Source organism: Arthrobacter sp. 9AX, from assembly GCF_902506095.1.
In the GTDB taxonomy this organism is placed as follows: Bacteria; Actinomycetota; Actinomycetes; order Actinomycetales; family Micrococcaceae; genus Arthrobacter.
The window spans coordinates 3,939,727-3,957,209 of the sequence record NZ_LR733293.1; the positions used below are offsets into that span (position 1 = coordinate 3,939,727).

Below are 17,483 nucleotides of genomic sequence, written 5' to 3' on the forward strand. Positions count from 1 at the left end.
CGCCTTACTCTCGTGTACTTCTGCGTCCGGCCAGCCCCGGGCAACGGGCTGCGATGAGAATACCAAGGGCCGGCTTCGCCAGACTTTCGCAAGGATGCAGAACTCAGCACGCCCAGATCAGGCTGAGGTCTGCTTCGCCACGGCTGAGATGCACCGCCTCGAGCCGCCTTTGGCTGGGTGAGTGCAGCAGCAAGGTTCGCTTCCTCCCGGAGCGGTGGCATGTCGGAGATCCTTCCGCTGTAACGCCCTGGTCGCTTGCGGCCAGGAACAGCCTCCCTAAGCAGGCTGAGCTAGTCAAAGCCGTTCGCCGTGGCTCTCTGAATATTGAAACAGCAGGTAGAAGGCTAGTGGCCGGGTTGGAGGGCTAGTTTCACGCCGAAACCCACCAGGACTGTGCCGGTGATGCTGTCGATGATGCGCACGCTGCGGGCACCTTTAAGCCAGCGAGCCGCGTATCCTGTGCCGAAAATCAGCAAAGTGAACCAAACCATGGCCAACAGGCAGTGGACCCCGGCGAGCACTATGCCCGTCAGCAGGGGCGAGGCGCCTGCGGGGATGAACTGGGGAATGGTGGCAATGTAGAAGACACCGACCTTGGGATTGAGCAAGTTTGTTCCGGTACCGGTCAGCCAGCCTTTCATCAGGTCCTTTTTTCCGGAAATGAGTTCTCCCGCTGCATCGCTCGGCGCGGCGGAGACTTGTTCTTTTCGTAGGCTCTTCCACAGGAGTGACGCTCCCAGCCAGACCATGTAGGCCGCTCCGGCGAGTGTGAGCACGCGGTAGGCGAGCTCCGAGGCCGCCAGCAGTGCTGATACGCCGACGGCGGCGGCTACGCCCCAGATCATCGCACCGGTGTTGATGCCCAGCGCTGTGGCGAAGGCGAAGCTTCGCGATTTGGAAATGGATGATCTCAAGACCAGGGCGGTGTCCAGGCCGGGGACCAGTGTCAGAAGTCCGGCAACAAGTGCGAAGGAAAGAACAGCTGTCATGAGAGTCACCGTTCAAGGGTAGCTGGGGCAAAGCTGCAGGGTTAAGAATGCGCCTGCTGCGATAGAAGGCGTCACGACAACTCCTGCCGGGATTGGTGCAGTGAACGCTGTTGGTCGACGTCGCCCGTAGGCGAAGTGAGAATCTCGACCACAGCGAGTTGGCAGGTTGTATCGGGGACGCCAGGGAATTGAACCTGTGGTGGATCGAGGACTGGTTGGGGTGTCCGTCGACTTGCACGCAGGCGCAGTAGCGCGATGGCGGAGATGAGGAACCACGCGATGTTTGTTGCAACTGAGGGCCAGGCCTGGTGAACTGCTCCGTTGACTATGAAGGCGCAAGCGCCGAGCAGATTAGCGGTCTGGAAGGCCCTGCCAGTTCTTATCCAGCTCATGGAGACAGCCAGGTAGGCGCTGAGGATCACTGCTGCACCGGTCCACCCGATGAATTCCCACAAAGGCTCCATGTTTCCCCTTTCAGATGTTGCCCGCCTGCCACCACGTCGGAGTGAGGAGGGCGTGACCGGGTCGATGCGCGGTCACGCCCTCCTCATTGCCCCAAATGATCCGGCTACATGGTCACGGTCGTCAGAGCCTGATCGTAGATGCGCAATGCCTGGGCTACTTCTTCAGGGGTGACGACTGCTGGCGGCACTACGTGGATGCGGTTGTCTGCGAGGAAGGGCAACAGGCCGAGGCGCAGGATTTCAACTTTGAGCCGCCCCATGTAGTCGGCACTGACCGGGGTTCGGGTTGTCCGGTCCTGGACGAGTTCGAGCGCCCAGAAGACGCCGCGTCCGCGGACTTCTCCGATGACGTTGTGCTTGGCGGCCAAAGCTGTGAGGCCCGGCTCGAGGTGGTCGCGGCCGATCCGTGCGGCGTTGCCTATGATGTCCTCTTCTTCGAAGGCGTCGATCGACGCGACGATGGAGGCTGCGGCTATGGGGTGGCCCGAGTAGGTAAGCCCGCCGGGAAAGACGCGTTCGTCGAACGTTGCGGAGATTTCGCCGGAGATGATGACCCCGCCCACGGGGACGTAGCCGGAGTTCACGCCCTTGGCAAAGGTGATGAGGTCCGGGGTGATGTTGAAGGCGTCGAAGGCAAACCAGTCCCCGGTGCGGCCGAAGCCGGCCATGACCTCATCGAGGATCATGACGATGCCGTATTCGTCGCACAGCGCCCGGACGCCTTCGAGGTAGCCGGGGGTAGGGACGAGGATACCGGCCGTGCCGGGGACGGTTTCCAGCAGGATCGCGGCGATGGACTGAGGGCCTTCGGCCTGGATGACGCGGCGCAGGTGATGCAGGGCCCGCTCGGTTTCCTGTTCTGGGGTTTCGGCCCAGAATTCGGAGCGGTACAGGTAGGGGCCGAAGACGTGGACGTGGCCGCGGGAGTATTCGTTCGGAATGCGGCGCCAGTCCCCTGTGGCCGCGATCGCCGAGCCGGTATTGCCGTGGTACGAGCGGTAGCGGGAGAGGACCTTGTCGCGGCCGGTGTGCAGGCGCGCCATCCGGATGGCGTTTTCGTTGGCGTCGGCACCGCCGTTGGTGAAAAAGACCTTTTCCATGTTGGCAGGTGCGTGCGAGAGGATCTTGGCGGCGGCCGTTGCCCGGACGTGGTTTGCCGCAGCCGGTGCCACCGTTGCCAGGCTTGTCGCCTGCCGGGCGATGGCTGCAATGACCTTGGGGTGCTGATGGCCGATGTTGGTATTGACCAGCTGGCTGGAGAAGTCCAGGTAGGTGTTGCCGTCGTGGTCCCACACAGTGCTGCCGGAGCCGCCGGCGATTGCCATGGGGTTCAATGACTTCTGGGCGGACCAGGAATGGAAGACGTTCTTCCGGTCCAAAGCAACGACATCGGCGTTGCTGAGATCTGTGCTTGTTGCTGCTGGGTCCAGGGCGACCGGGCTGACGACCATGACGGTTCCTCTCGGTGGATGAAGGGGGAAGTTCCTTCCATCATCCGGTTCCTGCGCCCTGGATTGCGGTATACGTTTGTACAATCAATTCGATCCCGATCGACGTTTTCACATGACGAGGGGTGCGCGTGCCGCCAAGCCTGAATGTCCTTCTCCGCAGCCGTTCCCTGAAGCTGCGGCTTGTTGTGCCCGATCTGGGCGCTCCGCTGCTGGAGCAGCCGATCAGCTGGGTCCACAGTTCGGACTTGGAGGACCCGACGCCTTTCCTGGACGCCGGGCAGCTGCTGCTGACAGACGGTACGCAGTTTCCGCTGGACCCCGAGGGGGCGACAGTGGCCCAAGCGGGCGACGGGGGCCGGCCTTTGGCAGCGCACCACGGCCGCGGCTACGAGGAGTATGTACGCCGGCTGGTGGACCATGGCATCGTGGGCCTGGGCTTCGCGACGCAGGTGATCCACGGGGCGCTGCCGCCGGGGCTGGAGGCGGCTTGCCGGAGTCAGGGCCTGCCGTTGCTGGAGGTGCCTGACCGGACCCCGTTTATCGCGATTATCCGCCTGGTTGCCGACTACATTGCCCGGGAGGAGCACGCGCGGGCTGAGTGGTCCCTGCAGGCGCAGCGGGCTATTTCCCGCGCAGCGTTGCGGCCGGACGGCCTCACATCGATCCTCGGTGAGCTTGAGCGGCAGTTGCACAGCTGGGTGGCTCTTTACGACGCTGCCGGTAATTACGTTCGCATGCCCAGGAACCGTCCAGTCCCGTCTGGCATCACCGCTGAGGTGACCGCGAGGGTACGAACCGCCCTGGAGTTGGGCACGCGGTCCGCTTCGCACCTGGATGTGGGCGGTCAGCCTGTCACGTTGCAGACCCTGGGCCGGAAGGGGAATCTTCGGGGCGCTCTGGTGCTGGGTGCCATGGAGCCTTTGGACCCGGCGAGGGCGGATATTGTCAACAGCGTTATCGGCCTCGCGAGCCTGGCGCTCGAGCAGGCCCGTACCCTCGATACGGCACGCCGGCACCTGCGTGCGGGGGTTTTCGAACAGCTGCTGGCCGGCAGTACTGATGTGGCGACGCGGACGGCCCGGCAGGTCTGGGGCCAACTCCCCCGCGAGCCTCTCTTGGTGACGGCCTCGCGGCAGGAGAACCAAGCTCCGAACCTGCTCGAAGCGTTGGAACTGCTGGCGGACGACTACCGGGGGGCGGTGTTTTATGCCTTGTACGGTGAGTTTCTGGTGGTTTTGGCAGGCAGGGCCCATCAGGAGAAGGTCCTGGAAGTTCTGCAGCGCCACGGCTCGGTGTCCGGTGTTTCGTCCGAGACGGACTTGAAGGGGATCTCCGTTGGCCTGAAAGAGGCTACGCGTGCTCTGAGCCGGGCTGTAGAAGTGGGAAGACCTGTCGTCGCATTCGCTGAGCTGTCCGAAGGCGGCATGCTGGGCCTGCTCCGGGAGGACGAGGCCGGCGCTGTGGCCCGCGGCCTGCTGCAGCCGCTGATTGCCCACGACAGGGCTGAAGGAACGGAGCTTCTGGAGACTGTGCGGGAGTGGTTTGCGAACAATTGCGTCTGGGATAAGACGGCCCGGCGAATGGGCGTCCACCGGCATACGTTGCGTAACCGGATCGGTGCGGCCGGAAAGATCCTCGGGTTGAATTTGGACGGGATGCGGGACCGGTTGGAGCTTTTCGCGGCTGTCCAGTTCCTGGAAGACGGAAGTGGTCACCAAGGGTTATAGAACATGAAAGCCTCCGGCGTACGCCGGAGGCTTTCATGTTCGGAGCCAGTGCCGGGTTCCTGAAATCTGTTATTGGCTCTAGTTCTGGGGGAAGCCCAGGTTGATGCCGCCGTGGCTGGGGTCGAGCCAGCGGGAGGTGATGGCCTTTTCACGGGTGTAGAACTCGAAGCCCTGCAGGCCGTAGGCCTTGGAGCTGCCGAAGATGGAGTCCTTGAATCCGCCGAAGGAGTAGTACGCGACGGGGACGGGGATGGGCACGTTGATGCCGACCATGCCTACCTCGACCTCGTTCTGGAAGCGGCGGGCGGCGCCGCCGTCGTTGGTGAAGATGGCCGTGCCGTTGCCGAAGGCACCGGAGTTGATCAGGTCCAGGCCCTCTTCGTAACTGCGGACGCGCACCACTGACAGGACGGGGCCGAAGATTTCCTCGGTGTAGACCCGGGAGGTGACCGGGACTTCGTCGATCAGGGTGGGGCCGAGCCAGAAGCCGTTTTCGTCACCGTCGACGTTGATGCCGCGGCCGTCCACGACGACTTTGGCGCCGTCTTCGATGGCAACGTCGATGTAGGAGGCGACTTTGTCGCGGTGCTGCCTGGTGACCAGGGGCCCCATGTCGCAGTTGCGGCGGCCGTCGCCGATTTTCAGTGTTGCCATCCGGGCGGTGATTTTTTCGATCAGCGCGTCTGCGACGGGTTCGACGGCGACGAGCACGCTGATGGCCATGCAGCGTTCACCGGCGGAGCCGAAGCCGGCGTTGATGGCGGCGTCGGCCGTCAGTTCGAGGTCGGCATCGGGCAGGACCAGCATGTGGTTCTTGGCGCCGCCCAGGGCCTGGACGCGCTTGCCGTTCCGGGCCGCGGTTTCGTAAATGTACTGCGCGATGGGGGTGGAACCGACGAAGGAGATGGCCTTGACGTCCTTGTGCTCCAGAAGCCCGTCAACGGCTTCCTTGTCGCCGTGCAGGACGTTGAAGACACCATCGGGCAGGCCTGCTTCAGTGAACAGCTCGGCGAGCCAGTTAGCGGCCGTCGGGTCCTTTTCACTCGGCTTGAGCACCACGGTGTTGCCGGCGGCGATGGCGATCGGGAGGAACCACAGGGGCACCATGGCCGGGAAGTTGAACGGGCTGATGATCCCGACGACGCCGAGGGGGGACTTGGTGGAGTAAACGTCGACCCCAGTGGAGACGTTTTCGGAGTGCTCGCCCTTGATCAGGTGCGGGAACCCGGTGGCGAGTTCGACGACTTCCTGGCCCCGGGTGATCTCACCGAGTGCGTCAGAGACTACTTTGCCGTGCTCGGAGGTGATGATCTGCGCAAGTTCGCCCTTGCGCTCATTCAGCAGCTCGCGGAAGCGGAAAATGATCTGCTGGCGCTTGGTGATGGACATGTCCCGCCAGGCCGGGTACGCCTTCTGAGCAGAGGAGATCGCAGTTTCGATATCCGAGGCGTTGGCCAAAGCCACGCGCTTGGTTTCGATGCCGCGGGCGGGATCGAAGACAGGGGAGGTACGGTCTCCAGAGGAGAGCGCTTCGGCTCCACCGATCCAGTGGGACAGCACGGGAAGTTCCAGGTTTACGGACACGCTTCTTCTCGCTTCTAGTATGGGGGCTTGCCAGGAGTGGCTTGGCTGCAACGTTAGCTCCCCGAGCCCAGGTTCCCGACCATACATATGGCGCCTGTCAGCAGGTTGCTACGACATATGTACAGGCCCAGGACTGGAGGATGCGCTAATACGGTGTGTACTACAGCCCGCGTCCCCGCATACCAGGAGTCTTAATGAAACGACGCCGCACCTTCCCCTCGCCTCCAGCCTCTGCGGAGCACCCCGCTGTGCGGACGGGTGAACATTGCCCGGAGAGTGGATGGTGGCAGCCGTCGACTGCGGCTACTGAGGCTGCGTCTGCGCCAAGATTTATCGGCGAAGGAAGCGTCATGCCAGCCTCCGAGGGCGCCCCCGTCCTGTGGCTTCCTCACGAATCGGCGCGGGCCAGTGCAGGTGCGGGGGTTGTGAGGTCCGGCGTGCCTGCAAGGTAGAGCGGCCATTTACGCGCGCGCGTAAACCCGATAGTCTTGTCTGACAATCTGCATCAAGCAGAGCTGACTTCTAGTATTGGGGAAGCCCATGGCGGAAACGCACCTGTCACCAGAGTCGATGTCGCTGCCTTTGAGGATGTCCCCCGTAGCCTCGGTCTCCCGCAGGGACGGCGTGATCAATGAGATCCGCCGGGCCGTGGTGCTTGGCACCATCAAGCCGGGAGAAAAGCTTACCGAGGTGCAGCTTTCGGAGTGGTTGAACGTCAGCCGTCCCACCGTTCGTGAGGCCCTCAACCAGATGGCGCAGGAGGGCCTTCTGGTCCAGGAACCTTACCGCGGACTTCGGGTAGCCACCCTTGACGCGGCTGCCATCATGGACCTGGCCAATACACGGATGGCCCTGGATATGCTCGCCGCCACCGCCATCGTTGAAGACGATTCGGGCCGGCGCATGCGCATGGTTGAAGAAAGCTGGGCCGAATACAGCCAGGTGGAGATGGACCCGGACCCGGTCATTCGGCACGAAAGCCACGTCGCCTTCCACCGGAAACTGTGGGCCGCGTCCGAAAACGCACTCCTGCTGCGCCTTTGGCCAGTCACTGAAGCACATCTGACCATCATCCTCGCGCAGGACCAGGCAGCACGGGCGGACCCGGCACGTGCCCACCGTGTTCACGAGAAGCTGGTTGACGCCATCAGGACCAAGGATCTGGAGATCATCAGGAAGGCCTTCAGCGAACACACGGTCCGTAGCGCTGAGGAACTCATTCCCCTGCTGAACACCGAATCCCCCAAGGAGTAACAACCGTATGAAGATCCTGATTGTCGGCGCCAACGGCCTGCTCGGTTCCGCGGCGGTCTCCGCACTTCGAGACCGTCATGAGGTGATTGAAGCATCCCGTTCCGGCGACGTGGTGGTAGATCTGTCCGAGCCGGACTCCATCCAGCGCATGTTTGATGAGGTCGGCACGGTCGATGCTGTCATCTCCTGTACCGGATCGGTTCCCTTCAAGCCACTTGCGGACCTCACAGACAAGGACTTTCGGGCAGGCTTCGAGGACAAAGTCCTTGGACAGGTCAACCTGGTACAGATCGGCGCCAGCCACATCACCGATGGTGGGTCGTTCACGCTGACGACAGGCGTGCTTGCGCGCGAACCCATCCTTACCGGCGCCGCTGCCTCGCTCGCCAACGGCGCCCTGGAGTCCTTTGTCATGGCCGCCGCGGCCGAATTGCCGCGGCGCATCCGCATCAACGCCGTGAGTCCTTCAGTGCTGGCCGAAGCCACCGGATACCACGATTACTTCCCCGGCTTCTCTCAGGTCCCCGCCCAGACCGTGGGGCGGGCCTACGTAAAATCGGTCGAGGGCATTCAAACGGGACAGGTATACGCCCTGGATTAAGTCGGGCATCCGCCAGCAGCTGCAGGTCCGTACTAGAGAGCTGGTCTTCCATTCACAAGTGGAGGACCAGCTCTTTTCCGTCTCCGGACAAGCCTTCGATTACCGGCGTTACGCGGAATTTACATTCCTCGGAATCTAACCGCTTCGACAGCTACTCCCCCGACTACACGCGGGCCAAACGTTACCGGACTGTTTCGTGGAGACCTGGAGATTTTCCAAAAAGTACTGGACGTGGTCCCAGTCACAGGTTTACTGTTGAATCACGTCGCTGATTGTTTGACAATAAAACAACCAAACCACTGAGAATGACGCTACCCACGCTGAAGCTCAACCTCCTGGCGCTGCAGGGCACTCGCCCAGGCCAGAACCGTAAATTTTCCCTTCGAGCTGGCAGCACCGCACTCCTTCTCCGCCAGCCCCGTAACCCATTCCCGTAAAGAGGGTTTTAGACAATGACCAAAACAAGCAAGATCGTCCTTGCAGTCCTGGCCGTACTCTTGGTCGCCATCGGCGGCGGCTATGTCGGCGCCGGTTTCCGAGGCGAGAGCGCCTCCGCTACTTCCGGCTCTGCTCAGGGCTCCCTGCTCGAGGACATCAAGAAGCGGGGTGAACTGCGCGTCGGCGTGGCTATCGCACCGCCCATGACCGTTCAGCAGCCCGATGGGACGCTGGGCGGTCCGAACCTGATCCCGCTGGAGGAACTGGCCAAGCAGCTCGGCGTGAAGCTCGTGCCCGTTGCCGCCGAGTGGAAGAACATCGTCGCCGGCCTGCAGGCCAACCGTTACGACTTCGCAGCCAACCTTGACTACACCGTGGAGCGTTCACTGGCGATTGGCTTCACCGACCCGGTTTACCAGTACCAGGGCGTTTTCGTGGTCAAGGCCGACTCCCCCTTCAAGACCGTGGAGGACCTGCTGGCCAACGGCGGCCAGATTGCTACCGCCCAGGGCTCCTCGCCCGAAAAGGCGCTTCAGGGCCACACCTCCAACATCATGCCGGTGGACAGCTACTCCAACGCCATCTCAGCCGTCCAGGCCGGACGCACCATTGCCGAGTTCACTGACCTGCCCACCGCGGAATCCCAGGCACAGGCCGATCCGAGCCTGAAAATTCTGGTACCCGAACCGGAGCTCTACTCCGCCTCCGCCGCCTACGGCGTCCCGGCAACCATCGACCCCCGGTCCCTGCAGATCGTCAACATCGCCATCGAGCGTGCACAGAAGAGCGGACAGCTCACCCAGGCCTACGAGAAGGTCGGCTACGTCGAAATCGACAACCTCGGCGACCTTCGCAAGAAGTAAGCCCTCCGTTAGGAGCACGACATGAATGGATACAAGTTCGACTGGGACGTGGTCGCCAACGCCTTGCCCAGCATGCTGCAGGGCCTGGGGCTGACGCTTCAGATCACGGTGATTACCATCGTCCTGAGCATGATCCTGGCAATCCCTGTTGCCGTGGGCCGGATGTCAAAGATTGAGGTCATCCGCTGGGCCGCCCAGGGATACATCGAGATCTTCCGCTGCACCCCGTTGCTGGTTCAGCTCTTCTGGATCTTCTACGCACTGCCGGCCCTTACAGGAGTGACCCTGCCAGGCTACGCCTCCGCAGTCATCGCCCTCACAGCCAACCTCACTGCGTTTATGGCTGAGACGTACCGCAGCGGCTTCCAGTCGGTTCCGGTCGAGCAGGTCGAGGCAGGCAGGATGCTGCAGCTGAACCGCTTCCAGCAGCTTCGCTACATCATCGTCCCGCAGGCGATGCGCCAGCAGCTTCCGGTGATCCTGTCCCTGAACATCTCACTGTTCAAGGACACAGCGTTGGTCTCGACCATCGCGGTCTCGGATCTGATGTTCATCTCGAACACGATCTCTGCCCAGAACTACCGGGCTCTGGAGATTTTCACCCTGGCAGCGTTCATCTACTTCGCCATCGCGTTCCCGGTCTCCCTGATCACCAGCGCCATCGAACGCCGTATGCAGAACAACGCGGCGCTCGGCGGAGCTTCGCGGACCAGCATTTGGGCCCGGATGATGCCCGGAGCACGCGTGGTGGTGGCGTCACGATGAGCCACTCCGCACTCACCCCGCAGCTTCCCACCAGCCCCGCCCGGAAGGACAATGAAGTGAGCGAACAGAAGGGCAGCACCCAAGTGACAGCCCCCCAGCAGACGCCTGGTCAGTTCGGAGCCGGGCAGGTCCTCGTGGAGGCCCGCGGCCTCCAGAAGAGCTTCGGGATCCGGAAGATCCTCCGCAACGTCGACTTCACCATGAACAAGGGCGACATCACCGTCATCATCGGCAAGAGCGGTTCCGGCAAGTCAACCCTGTTGCGGGCACTGGCAGGGCTCACCGATCCTGACGAGGGTGAGATCGTCGTGGACGGACACACGGTATTCGCCGAGCAGAAGCGCACTAAAGAATGGGAAAATATCCGCTCCGAGGTGGGCATGGTTTTCCAGACCTATACTTTGTGGCCGCACATGAACGTCCTGGACAACCTCGTCCTCGCTCCCCGCAAGACGCGTGGTGTCGGCGCCGCTGAAGGGCGTGACCGTGCCGAGGCGGCCCTGGCCGAAGTTGGCATGGCCCACCACATCCTCAGCAGGCCCACCCAGCTCTCCGGCGGTGAACGTCAGCGCGTGGCCATCGCCCGTGCCCTGATGATGAAGCCCAAGCTCCTGCTCTGTGACGAGATCACCTCCGCGCTGGATCCGCCCGTCGCAGCCGAGGTCCTGGACGTCCTGCGCCGCCTGAAGGAGGAGGACGGCATCGCCGTAGCCCTGGTCACCCACGACATGGCGTTCGCCTCCAAGGCCGCGGACCGGGTGGTGTTCTTCCACGAAGGCGAGATCGCCGTCAACGCCACTCCGGAAGCTGCATTCGACAACTGCGACAACGAAGACCTCAAGAAGTTCGTGGACGCTGTCCGTTTCTAGTTCAGCCTTTCATGAGGGCAACTAAAACGGACCAAGAAAGGAAATATTGTGCACACCGTTGTAATCGGCGGCGGCGTCATCGGCCTGACCCAGGCCTACCACCTCGCCCGGGAGGGCGAGAGCGTCACCGTCATTGACGCCCGAGCCACCGGGCTTGGTGCGTCGAAGGTCAACGCCGGGTGGATCTGCCCGGCGGAATCGGCACCCGTGCCAGGACCCGGCGTCGTCCTCAAATCCATGAAATGGATGCTCCGCCCGGACAGCCCGCTCTACATCCGCCCCTCACTGGACCCTGCCTTCGTGCGGTTCATGCTGGGCATGTGGCGCAAGTCCAACGCCCGTGACCAGCGCGCAGGTTTCGAGGGCCACCTCCGCCTTGCCGCTGACACCCTGCAGATCTTCGATGAATATCGTGCCGACGGCATGGACTTCGAAATGCACACGGACGGCCTGCTCATGGCGTTCATGGAAAAGGACAACTTCGACCACCACATCGACAACCTGGATCTCGCGTCACAGTATGGACGCCAGCCACGGGTGCTCGACCGGGACGCCGTGCATGAACAGGAGCCGCTGCTCACCGATGGCGTGCTGGGGGGCATCTACTTCCCCCAGGAGCGCCACGTTGACCCGGGAGCGATGGCCGCGGCGCTTCGCAAGAGGCTGCTCGCCATGGGCGTCAAGATCGTGGAGAACTCGCCGATCGACACTGTTGAACGCAACGGTGACAAGGTCACAGCAGTGCAAAGCGGAGGAAACCGCTACACCGCCGACAACTTCGTCCTCGCCGCCGGCGCGTGGAGCGGGAACCTGTCCAAGCAGTTTGGGGTTGCACTTCCCGTGCGCCCGGGCAAGGGCTACAGCGTTGAGGTCCCCGCGCTGGGTCTGCGCAGCGCGGTCAACCTTTGGGACGCCAAGGTCGCGGTGACACCGTTCAACGAACGCCTCCGCATCGCCGGCACCATGGAGTTCGGCGGGCTGGACGAGAAGATCAACCAGGTCCGCGTGGATGCGATCCTGCGTGCTCCCGCCAAGTACTTCCGCAACTGGGAGCCGCCCGCCACAAAGCCGGCGCCTATGGCCGGCATGCGGCCCATGACACCGGACGGGCTGCCCGTCATCGGCCACCTCGGCCACCTGCAAAACACCTATGTCTCAAGCGGCCACGGAATGATGGGCATCACCCTCGCGCCAGGCACTGCTGTAGCCCTCACCGACCTGATCCTGCGCGGCCGCATGGCACCTACGCTTCAGCCCTTCAGGGCAGACCGTTTCCGCGGCGTCCAACGCCAGCCGGTCCCGGCCCACTAACCACAGCCCACCACTTTGGCCGCAGTGTCACGCGGTACCAGCATTCCCCGAAAGGAACCCAACATGTCTTCACGCACCAAGAAGGAACTGCGCGGCATCCTCGCCGCCGTCACCACCCCGTTCACCGAGGACGGCTCCGCCATCGACGAGGCCACCCTGCAGGCCCAGGTCGAACGCCTGGTCGCCGCCGGAATCCACGGCATCGTCCCCACCGGCACCACCGGCGAATTCACCACCCTCTCCCAGGAGGAATACCGCCGCGTCATCGAGCTCTACGTCAAAGGCGCCGACGGCCGCATCCCGGTCGTCGCCGGGATCGGCGCGCTCTCAACACAGGGCGCCATCGAGCTGGCCCAGCACGCCGAAGCAGTCGGAGCGGACGCCATCATGCTGGTCCCGCCCTTCTACGACCCGCTGGACCTGCGCGCCCTCAAGGCATTCCTGTCCGCAGTAGCCGAGTCCATCAACATCCCGATCGTCTACTACAACGTTCCGGGCGCCACCGGCATCTCGCTCACCGCAGCCGAACTCGCCGAACTGGGCAGCATTGACGGTGTGGACTACATCAAAAACACCTCCGACGACGCCGTGGGCCTGGCCGAACTGCTCGCCAACCACACGAACAGCATCAAGGCCTTCAACGGCTGGGACACCCTGACGTTCTTCGGCATCGCCTCAGGCGCCGAAGCCTCCGTCTGGGGCACCGCCGGTGTCGTGCCCGAACTCGCCGTCGAATTCTGGGAAGCCCTGGCCGAACAGAAGGACCTGGACCGTGCCCGCCAGCTGTGGAAGCACCTCTGGGCGATTAGTGACTTCCTCGAGTCCGTCAACTACGTGGCCGGCATCAAGGCAGGCCTGGAACTACTGGGCCACCCCGTGGGCCCGGCACGCCTGCCCATCCTGCCCCTGCCCGAAGAGGAGCGCCAGCGCTTCGCGGGCATCCTGCACAACGCCGGCGTCCTCCCGGCAGTAGCAGCATGACCCCGCGCTCCGCCGGCACGATCGCCCTGGACGCCATTGAAGTCCATGCGGCAGGCGAACCCGGCCGGATCCTCACCTCCGCCGCGGCCCTCGTGCAGGGCGAGACGATGGCGGAGCGCCTGCAGTACTGCAAGGACAACCTGGATTGGCTGCGCCGGCTCATGCTTCATGAGCCGCGCGGCTACCCCGGCCTCTGCTCCGTGATCCTCCTGCCCGCCGTGAGCAAAGGCTCGGACTTTGGCATGGTGGTGCTCGAGCAGGGCGGCTTCACGCCCATGTCAGGATCCAACACCATATGCGCTGTCACGGCGGCACTGGAGGAGGGCATCATCCCGGTCCGCGGACCCGAAACAGGGGTCACCATTGACACTGCGGTAGGCACCGTGCAGGCGGTCGCCAAGGTCCAGGATGGCAAGGTCCTCTCGGTGACGGTCGTGAACGTCCCGGCGTTCGTCGTCGAACTCGACTTCCCGCTGCAAGTGCCCGAATTCGGCACCGTACCGGTGGATGTTGTTTTCGGCGGCCAGTTCTTCGCCCAAGCCAAGGCAGCAGACCTGGGCCTGGACCTGCACCCGGACAACGGCAAGGAACTGGCGCGGGCCGGCGCCCTGATCAAGATGGCCGCGCTCGAGCAGATCCACGTCACGCACCCGGACAACCCGCTCGTCTCCGGCGTCAACCTGATCATGCTGCACACCGGCGACCGCGTGCCCGGCCGGCAGGACCGCAACACCGTGGTCCTGTCCAACGGCAAGCTCGTCCCGTCCGACCCATCCACCTGGACCGGAGCCCTGGACCGCTCCCCCTGCGGCACCGGCACCTCCGCCCGGATGGCCGCGCTCCACGCCCGCGGCCAGCTGGCCATCGGCGAGAACTTCTCCCACCACAGCATCATCGGCAGCGAATTCATCGGCCGCCTGACAGGCACGACGACGGCGGGCGGCCGCGACGCGGTCCTTCCCACCGTCACCGGCCGGGGCTGGGTCACCGGACGCAGCCAGTGGGTCCTGGATCCCACCGACCCCTTCCCCACCGGCTACACCGTCGGCGACATCTGGGCCCCCGGCGCCTGACCGCCACCCCGGGGCCGTTGCCCCCCACATTCTTTAAGAACTACTGAAAGCAGGAGTTGTGAGCCAGTTCATTAACGGCAAGCGCGTCGAAGGTACCAGCGGAGAAACCGTGGACGTAATCGACCCGTCCAACGGAACCACCGTGGACACGATCACCCTCGCCGGCAGCGACGACGTCAAACTCGCCGTCCAGGCCGCCCGCGACGCCTTCCCGGCCTGGTCCCGCGCCACCCCGGCCGACCGCTCGGCGGTGCTCACCAAGTTCGCCGCCCTCATGGAAGAGCGCGCCGAAGAATTCGCCCAACTTGAATCCCGCCAGGCCGGCAAGCCCATCCGCCTCACCCGTGAATTCGACGTCCCGGGCACCATCGACAACATCGCCTTCTACGCTGGCGCCGCCCGCAACCTCGAAGGCAAAGCCACCGGCGAATACTCCCCGGACCACACCTCATCCATCCGCCGGGAAGCCATCGGTGTGATCGGCTCCATCTCGCCCTGGAACTACCCCCTGCAGATGGCCGCGTGGAAGATCCTGCCCGCCATCGCCGCCGGCAACACGATCGTGCTCAAGCCCGCCGAAATCACGCCGCTCACCTCCCTGTTGTTCGCTGAAGTGGCAACCGAGGCCGGCCTACCCGCCGGCGTCGTGAACGTCCTCACTGGCCGCGGCTCCACCGTCGGTGCGGAACTGCTCCGCCACCCCGACGTGGACATGCTCTCCTTCACCGGCTCCACCTCGGTTGGCCGCACCGTGCTGGACGCCGCCGCCACCACGGCAAAACGCGTCCATCTCGAGCTCGGCGGCAAAGCACCCTTTGTAGTGTTCGACGACGCCGACCTCGACGCGGCCATCCACGGCGCCGTAGCCGGATCGCTGATCAACACCGGACAGGACTGCACCGCCGCCACCCGTGCCATCGTCCACCGCTCCCTCTACGAGAAGTTCATCGCAGGCGTCGCCGACCTCTACGCCAAGGTGAAGCTCGGCCCCACCACGGACCCCGCAACGGACCTTGGCCCGCTCGTCTCCCGGAAACACCAGGAGACAGTGGCCGGCATGGTGGACCGGGCCCGCGGCTACGCACGCGTCCTGGGCGGCGGCATCCCGGACGGTGACCTCGCCAACGGCTCCTACTACCGGCCCACACTCGTGGCCGACGCCACCCCGGACAGTGAGATCTTCCGGGACGAAGTCTTCGGTCCCGTCCTCGCCGTCACCCCGTTCGACACCGACGACGAAGCGATTCAACTGGCCAATGACACCCCGTACGGCCTGGCCGCCTCGGCGTGGACCAAGGACGTCTACCGCGCCCTGCGCGCCACCCGCGAAATCCGCGCCGGCGCCGTCTGGGTCAACGACCACATCCCCATCATCAGCGAAATGCCCCACGGCGGCTTCAAGCAGTCCGGGTTCGGCAAAGACATGTCCACCTACTCCTTCGATGAATACACCGTGGTCAAACACGTCATGTTCGACCTCACCGGCGAACAAGCCAAAGGCTGGCACCGCACCATCTTCTCCCTCGAGGACTAGACACATGACGACGACGGGAACCGCCCGCCGCTTCAACGGCAAGACCGTGCTGGTCACCGGAGCCGGCGGCGGCATCGGCTCCGCCATCAGCGGCCGGCTCGCCGCCGAAGGCGCCCACGTTTATGTGGCAGACGCCAACGAGACGGCGGCCAAGGAGATTTCGGATGCTCTGGCTGGCGAAGGCTTCTCCGCCGAAGCGCTGGTCTTCGACCTGCTGGACCCCGAGGCCTCCACCGCGGCGGTCCAGCAGATCGTCAGCAGCCGCGGCCGGATCGATGTCCTGGTGAATAACGCCGGCATCAACCGGCGCGGCGACCTGCTCTCACTGACCGAGTACGACTGGGACCTCTCCTTCGCCGTCAACGTCGACTCGCTGTTCCACCTCTGCCGGGCCGTGCTGCCGCACATGATCGAAGCCGGCGGAGGTGCCATCGTCAACACTGCTTCCCAGTGGGGCCTGTACCCGGCACCTGCCCACATCGCCTACAACGTCTCGAAGGCCGCCGTCGTCGCCTTCACCAAGAACCTCGCCCGCGACTATGCGCCCAACAACATCCGGGTCAACGCCGTCGCCCCAGGTGAGGTGCACACTCCAATGCTGGAGGCGGGCCTTGCCCGCAGCGGCCGCACCGTGGCAGACCTGGACGCCCTGGTGCCGTTCGGACGCATCGGCAAGCCCGAGGAAATTGCCGCACTGGTAGCCTTCCTTGCCTCCGACGAGGCGCCATACATCTGCGGTTCCGTCATCGAGATCACCGGCGCGCAGGCCGTGGCATGAGCGGCATGCTGGATGGAAAGACGGCCCTGGTCACCGGCGCCTCGAGGGGCATCGGCCGGGCAACCGTCGAGGTGCTGCACAGGGAGGGAGCGAACGTCGCGCTGCACTACGGCAACGACAAGGACTCCGCCCAGGCAACCGCGGACCGCCTCGGTGATCGCGTGACGCTGGTCCAGGGCGATCTCCGCGAACCCGCCGAACGCCATCGCGTCTGGAGTGAAGCCGCTCAGTGGCGGGATGGCGTCGATGTCCTCGTCAACAATGCCGGCGCGTGGCTGCCGTCAGAGATCGATGACGACGGCGACTGGCAGCGCGGCTGGCAGGCCAACTATCAGCTGAACCTCCTCGCCCCCGCTGACCTCTGCCGGGAAGCCATCCTGGGGTTCCGGAAGCGGGGCGGCGGCATTATCGTCAACGTCACGAGCCGCTCCGCGCACCGCGGGGACGACGCCGAACACCTCGCCTACGGTGCCGCTAAGGGCGGCCTGCTGGCACTGACCAAGGGCATCGCACGCGGCTACGCCGCGGAGAATATCCTCGCCTACGCCGTCGCCCCCGGTTGGGTGGCAACTGACATCTCCGGGGACCTGGCCTCAGACCCCACCCTGCTGGAAACCCTGCCCCTGGGCGAGGTCACTCCCCCGCAGGACGTCGCCGAAGTCATCGCCTTCCTTGCTTCGGGCCGGTCCCGGCACACGACCGGGGCCACGATCGACATCACCGGTGCCGACTACGTGCGCTGATTCCAGCCAGCCAATACGTTATGCCCCTTGAAGAACTGGAAGGCCGCTAGATATGTCT

General features: G+C 64.1%; 16 protein-coding genes. 12 read left to right on the forward strand and 4 right to left on the reverse strand.

The features are described 5' to 3' along the window. Window positions 1-344: 344 nt before the first annotated feature. The 3 genes from BACI348_RS18290 to BACI348_RS18295 all read right to left on the reverse strand — a co-directional run bounded on the left by BACI348_RS18290 (window position 345) and on the right by BACI348_RS18295 (window position 2,904). Complete coding sequence (locus BACI348_RS18290; protein ID WP_328699990.1) at window positions 345-989, reverse strand: LysE family translocator; 645 nt, start codon at window positions 987-989, stop codon at window positions 345-347. A 71-nt stretch (window positions 990-1,060) separates the two neighbouring features. Then, on the reverse strand, window positions 1,061-1,453 hold the full coding sequence (locus tag BACI348_RS21140; protein ID WP_236557628.1) for a CBU_0592 family membrane protein: 393 nt from the start codon (window positions 1,451-1,453) through the stop codon (window positions 1,061-1,063). Window positions 1,454-1,557: 104 nt separating this feature from the next. Further along, complete coding sequence (locus BACI348_RS18295; RefSeq protein WP_159828868.1) at window positions 1,558-2,904, reverse strand: aspartate aminotransferase family protein; 1,347 nt, start codon at window positions 2,902-2,904, stop codon at window positions 1,558-1,560. A gap of 128 nt (window positions 2,905-3,032) precedes the next feature. Between BACI348_RS18295 and BACI348_RS18300 the strand changes: the two genes are divergently transcribed. Beyond that, complete coding sequence (locus tag BACI348_RS18300; protein ID WP_159828871.1) at window positions 3,033-4,631, forward strand: PucR family transcriptional regulator; 1,599 nt, start codon at window positions 3,033-3,035, stop codon at window positions 4,629-4,631. 78 nt (window positions 4,632-4,709) lie between these two features. Here the strand turns inward: BACI348_RS18300 and BACI348_RS18305 are convergent, their stop codons facing one another. After that, on the reverse strand, window positions 4,710-6,215 hold the full coding sequence (locus tag BACI348_RS18305) for a CoA-acylating methylmalonate-semialdehyde dehydrogenase (protein ID WP_201298451.1): 1,506 nt from the start codon (window positions 6,213-6,215) through the stop codon (window positions 4,710-4,712). Window positions 6,216-6,803: 588 nt separating this feature from the next. Here BACI348_RS18305 and BACI348_RS18310 point away from each other — a divergent pair. The 11 genes from BACI348_RS18310 (at window position 6,804) to BACI348_RS18360 (ending at window position 17,425) form a co-directional block, all read left to right on the forward strand. Then, a complete protein-coding gene (locus tag BACI348_RS18310; protein ID WP_236557629.1) occupies window positions 6,804-7,469 on the forward strand; it encodes a GntR family transcriptional regulator in 666 nt (221 codons plus the stop codon). A 7-nt stretch (window positions 7,470-7,476) separates the two neighbouring features. Next, a complete protein-coding gene (locus BACI348_RS18315; protein ID WP_159828874.1) occupies window positions 7,477-8,070 on the forward strand; it encodes a short chain dehydrogenase in 594 nt (197 codons plus the stop codon). A gap of 452 nt (window positions 8,071-8,522) precedes the next feature. Beyond that, entirely contained in the window at window positions 8,523-9,371 is an 849-nt protein-coding gene (locus BACI348_RS18320) for a substrate-binding periplasmic protein (protein ID WP_159828877.1), read from the forward strand. A gap of 21 nt (window positions 9,372-9,392) precedes the next feature. After that, the gene (locus BACI348_RS18325) at window positions 9,393-10,136 is read left to right on the forward strand and encodes an amino acid ABC transporter permease (protein WP_159828880.1); all 744 of its coding nucleotides are present in this window, start codon (window positions 9,393-9,395) and stop codon (window positions 10,134-10,136) included. Beyond that, on the forward strand, window positions 10,133-11,005 hold the full coding sequence (locus tag BACI348_RS18330; RefSeq protein ID WP_159828902.1) for an amino acid ABC transporter ATP-binding protein: 873 nt from the start codon (window positions 10,133-10,135) through the stop codon (window positions 11,003-11,005). The genes BACI348_RS18325 and BACI348_RS18330 overlap by 4 nt, the downstream gene beginning before the upstream one ends. A 48-nt stretch (window positions 11,006-11,053) precedes the next feature. Then, on the forward strand, window positions 11,054-12,316 hold the full coding sequence (locus BACI348_RS18335) for an NAD(P)/FAD-dependent oxidoreductase (protein WP_159828905.1): 1,263 nt from the start codon (window positions 11,054-11,056) through the stop codon (window positions 12,314-12,316). A gap of 63 nt (window positions 12,317-12,379) precedes the next feature. Then, window positions 12,380-13,297: a dihydrodipicolinate synthase family protein gene (locus tag BACI348_RS18340; RefSeq protein WP_159828908.1), complete on the forward strand. Its 918-nt coding sequence runs from the start codon at window positions 12,380-12,382 to the stop codon at window positions 13,295-13,297. Continuing rightward, window positions 13,294-14,370 (forward strand): proline racemase family protein, encoded by a 1,077-nt coding sequence (locus BACI348_RS18345; RefSeq protein ID WP_159828911.1) that lies wholly within the window; start codon window positions 13,294-13,296, stop codon window positions 14,368-14,370. The genes BACI348_RS18340 and BACI348_RS18345 overlap by 4 nt, the downstream gene beginning before the upstream one ends. A gap of 58 nt (window positions 14,371-14,428) precedes the next feature. Further along, window positions 14,429-15,904 carry a gamma-aminobutyraldehyde dehydrogenase gene (locus tag BACI348_RS18350; RefSeq protein WP_159828914.1) on the forward strand — a complete coding sequence of 492 codons (1,476 nt, stop codon included), beginning with the start codon at window positions 14,429-14,431 and terminating at the stop codon, window positions 15,902-15,904. 4 nt (window positions 15,905-15,908) lie between these two features. Next, window positions 15,909-16,682, forward strand: coding sequence for an SDR family NAD(P)-dependent oxidoreductase (locus BACI348_RS18355; protein ID WP_159828917.1), 774 nt, complete (start codon window positions 15,909-15,911; stop codon window positions 16,680-16,682). Further along, a complete protein-coding gene (locus tag BACI348_RS18360; protein WP_201298453.1) occupies window positions 16,679-17,425 on the forward strand; it encodes an SDR family NAD(P)-dependent oxidoreductase in 747 nt (248 codons plus the stop codon). The genes BACI348_RS18355 and BACI348_RS18360 overlap by 4 nt, the downstream gene beginning before the upstream one ends. Window positions 17,426-17,483 lie beyond the last annotated feature (58 nt).

Excerpts from the sequence above, each read along its gene's own strand:
- BACI348_RS18290 (WP_328699990.1), bottom strand. The coding sequence starts at position 989 with ATGACAGCTGTTCTTTCCTTCGCACTTGTTGCCGGACTTCTGACACTG.
- BACI348_RS21140 (WP_236557628.1), bottom strand. The coding sequence starts at position 1,453 with ATGGAGCCTTTGTGGGAATTCATCGGGTGGACCGGTGCAGCAGTGATC.
- BACI348_RS18295 (WP_159828868.1), bottom strand. The coding sequence starts at position 2,904 with ATGGTCGTCAGCCCGGTCGCCCTGGACCCAGCAGCAACAAGCACAGAT.
- BACI348_RS18310 (WP_236557629.1), top strand. The coding sequence starts at position 6,804 with ATGTCCCCCGTAGCCTCGGTCTCCCGCAGGGACGGCGTGATCAATGAG.
- BACI348_RS18315 (WP_159828874.1), top strand. The coding sequence starts at position 7,477 with ATGAAGATCCTGATTGTCGGCGCCAACGGCCTGCTCGGTTCCGCGGCG.
- BACI348_RS18320 (WP_159828877.1), top strand. The coding sequence starts at position 8,523 with ATGACCAAAACAAGCAAGATCGTCCTTGCAGTCCTGGCCGTACTCTTG.
- BACI348_RS18325 (WP_159828880.1), top strand. The coding sequence starts at position 9,393 with ATGAATGGATACAAGTTCGACTGGGACGTGGTCGCCAACGCCTTGCCC.
- BACI348_RS18330 (WP_159828902.1), top strand. The coding sequence starts at position 10,133 with ATGAGCCACTCCGCACTCACCCCGCAGCTTCCCACCAGCCCCGCCCGG.
- BACI348_RS18340 (WP_159828908.1), top strand. The coding sequence starts at position 12,380 with ATGTCTTCACGCACCAAGAAGGAACTGCGCGGCATCCTCGCCGCCGTC.
- BACI348_RS18345 (WP_159828911.1), top strand. The coding sequence starts at position 13,294 with ATGACCCCGCGCTCCGCCGGCACGATCGCCCTGGACGCCATTGAAGTC.
- BACI348_RS18355 (WP_159828917.1), top strand. The coding sequence starts at position 15,909 with ATGACGACGACGGGAACCGCCCGCCGCTTCAACGGCAAGACCGTGCTG.
- BACI348_RS18360 (WP_201298453.1), top strand. The coding sequence starts at position 16,679 with ATGAGCGGCATGCTGGATGGAAAGACGGCCCTGGTCACCGGCGCCTCG.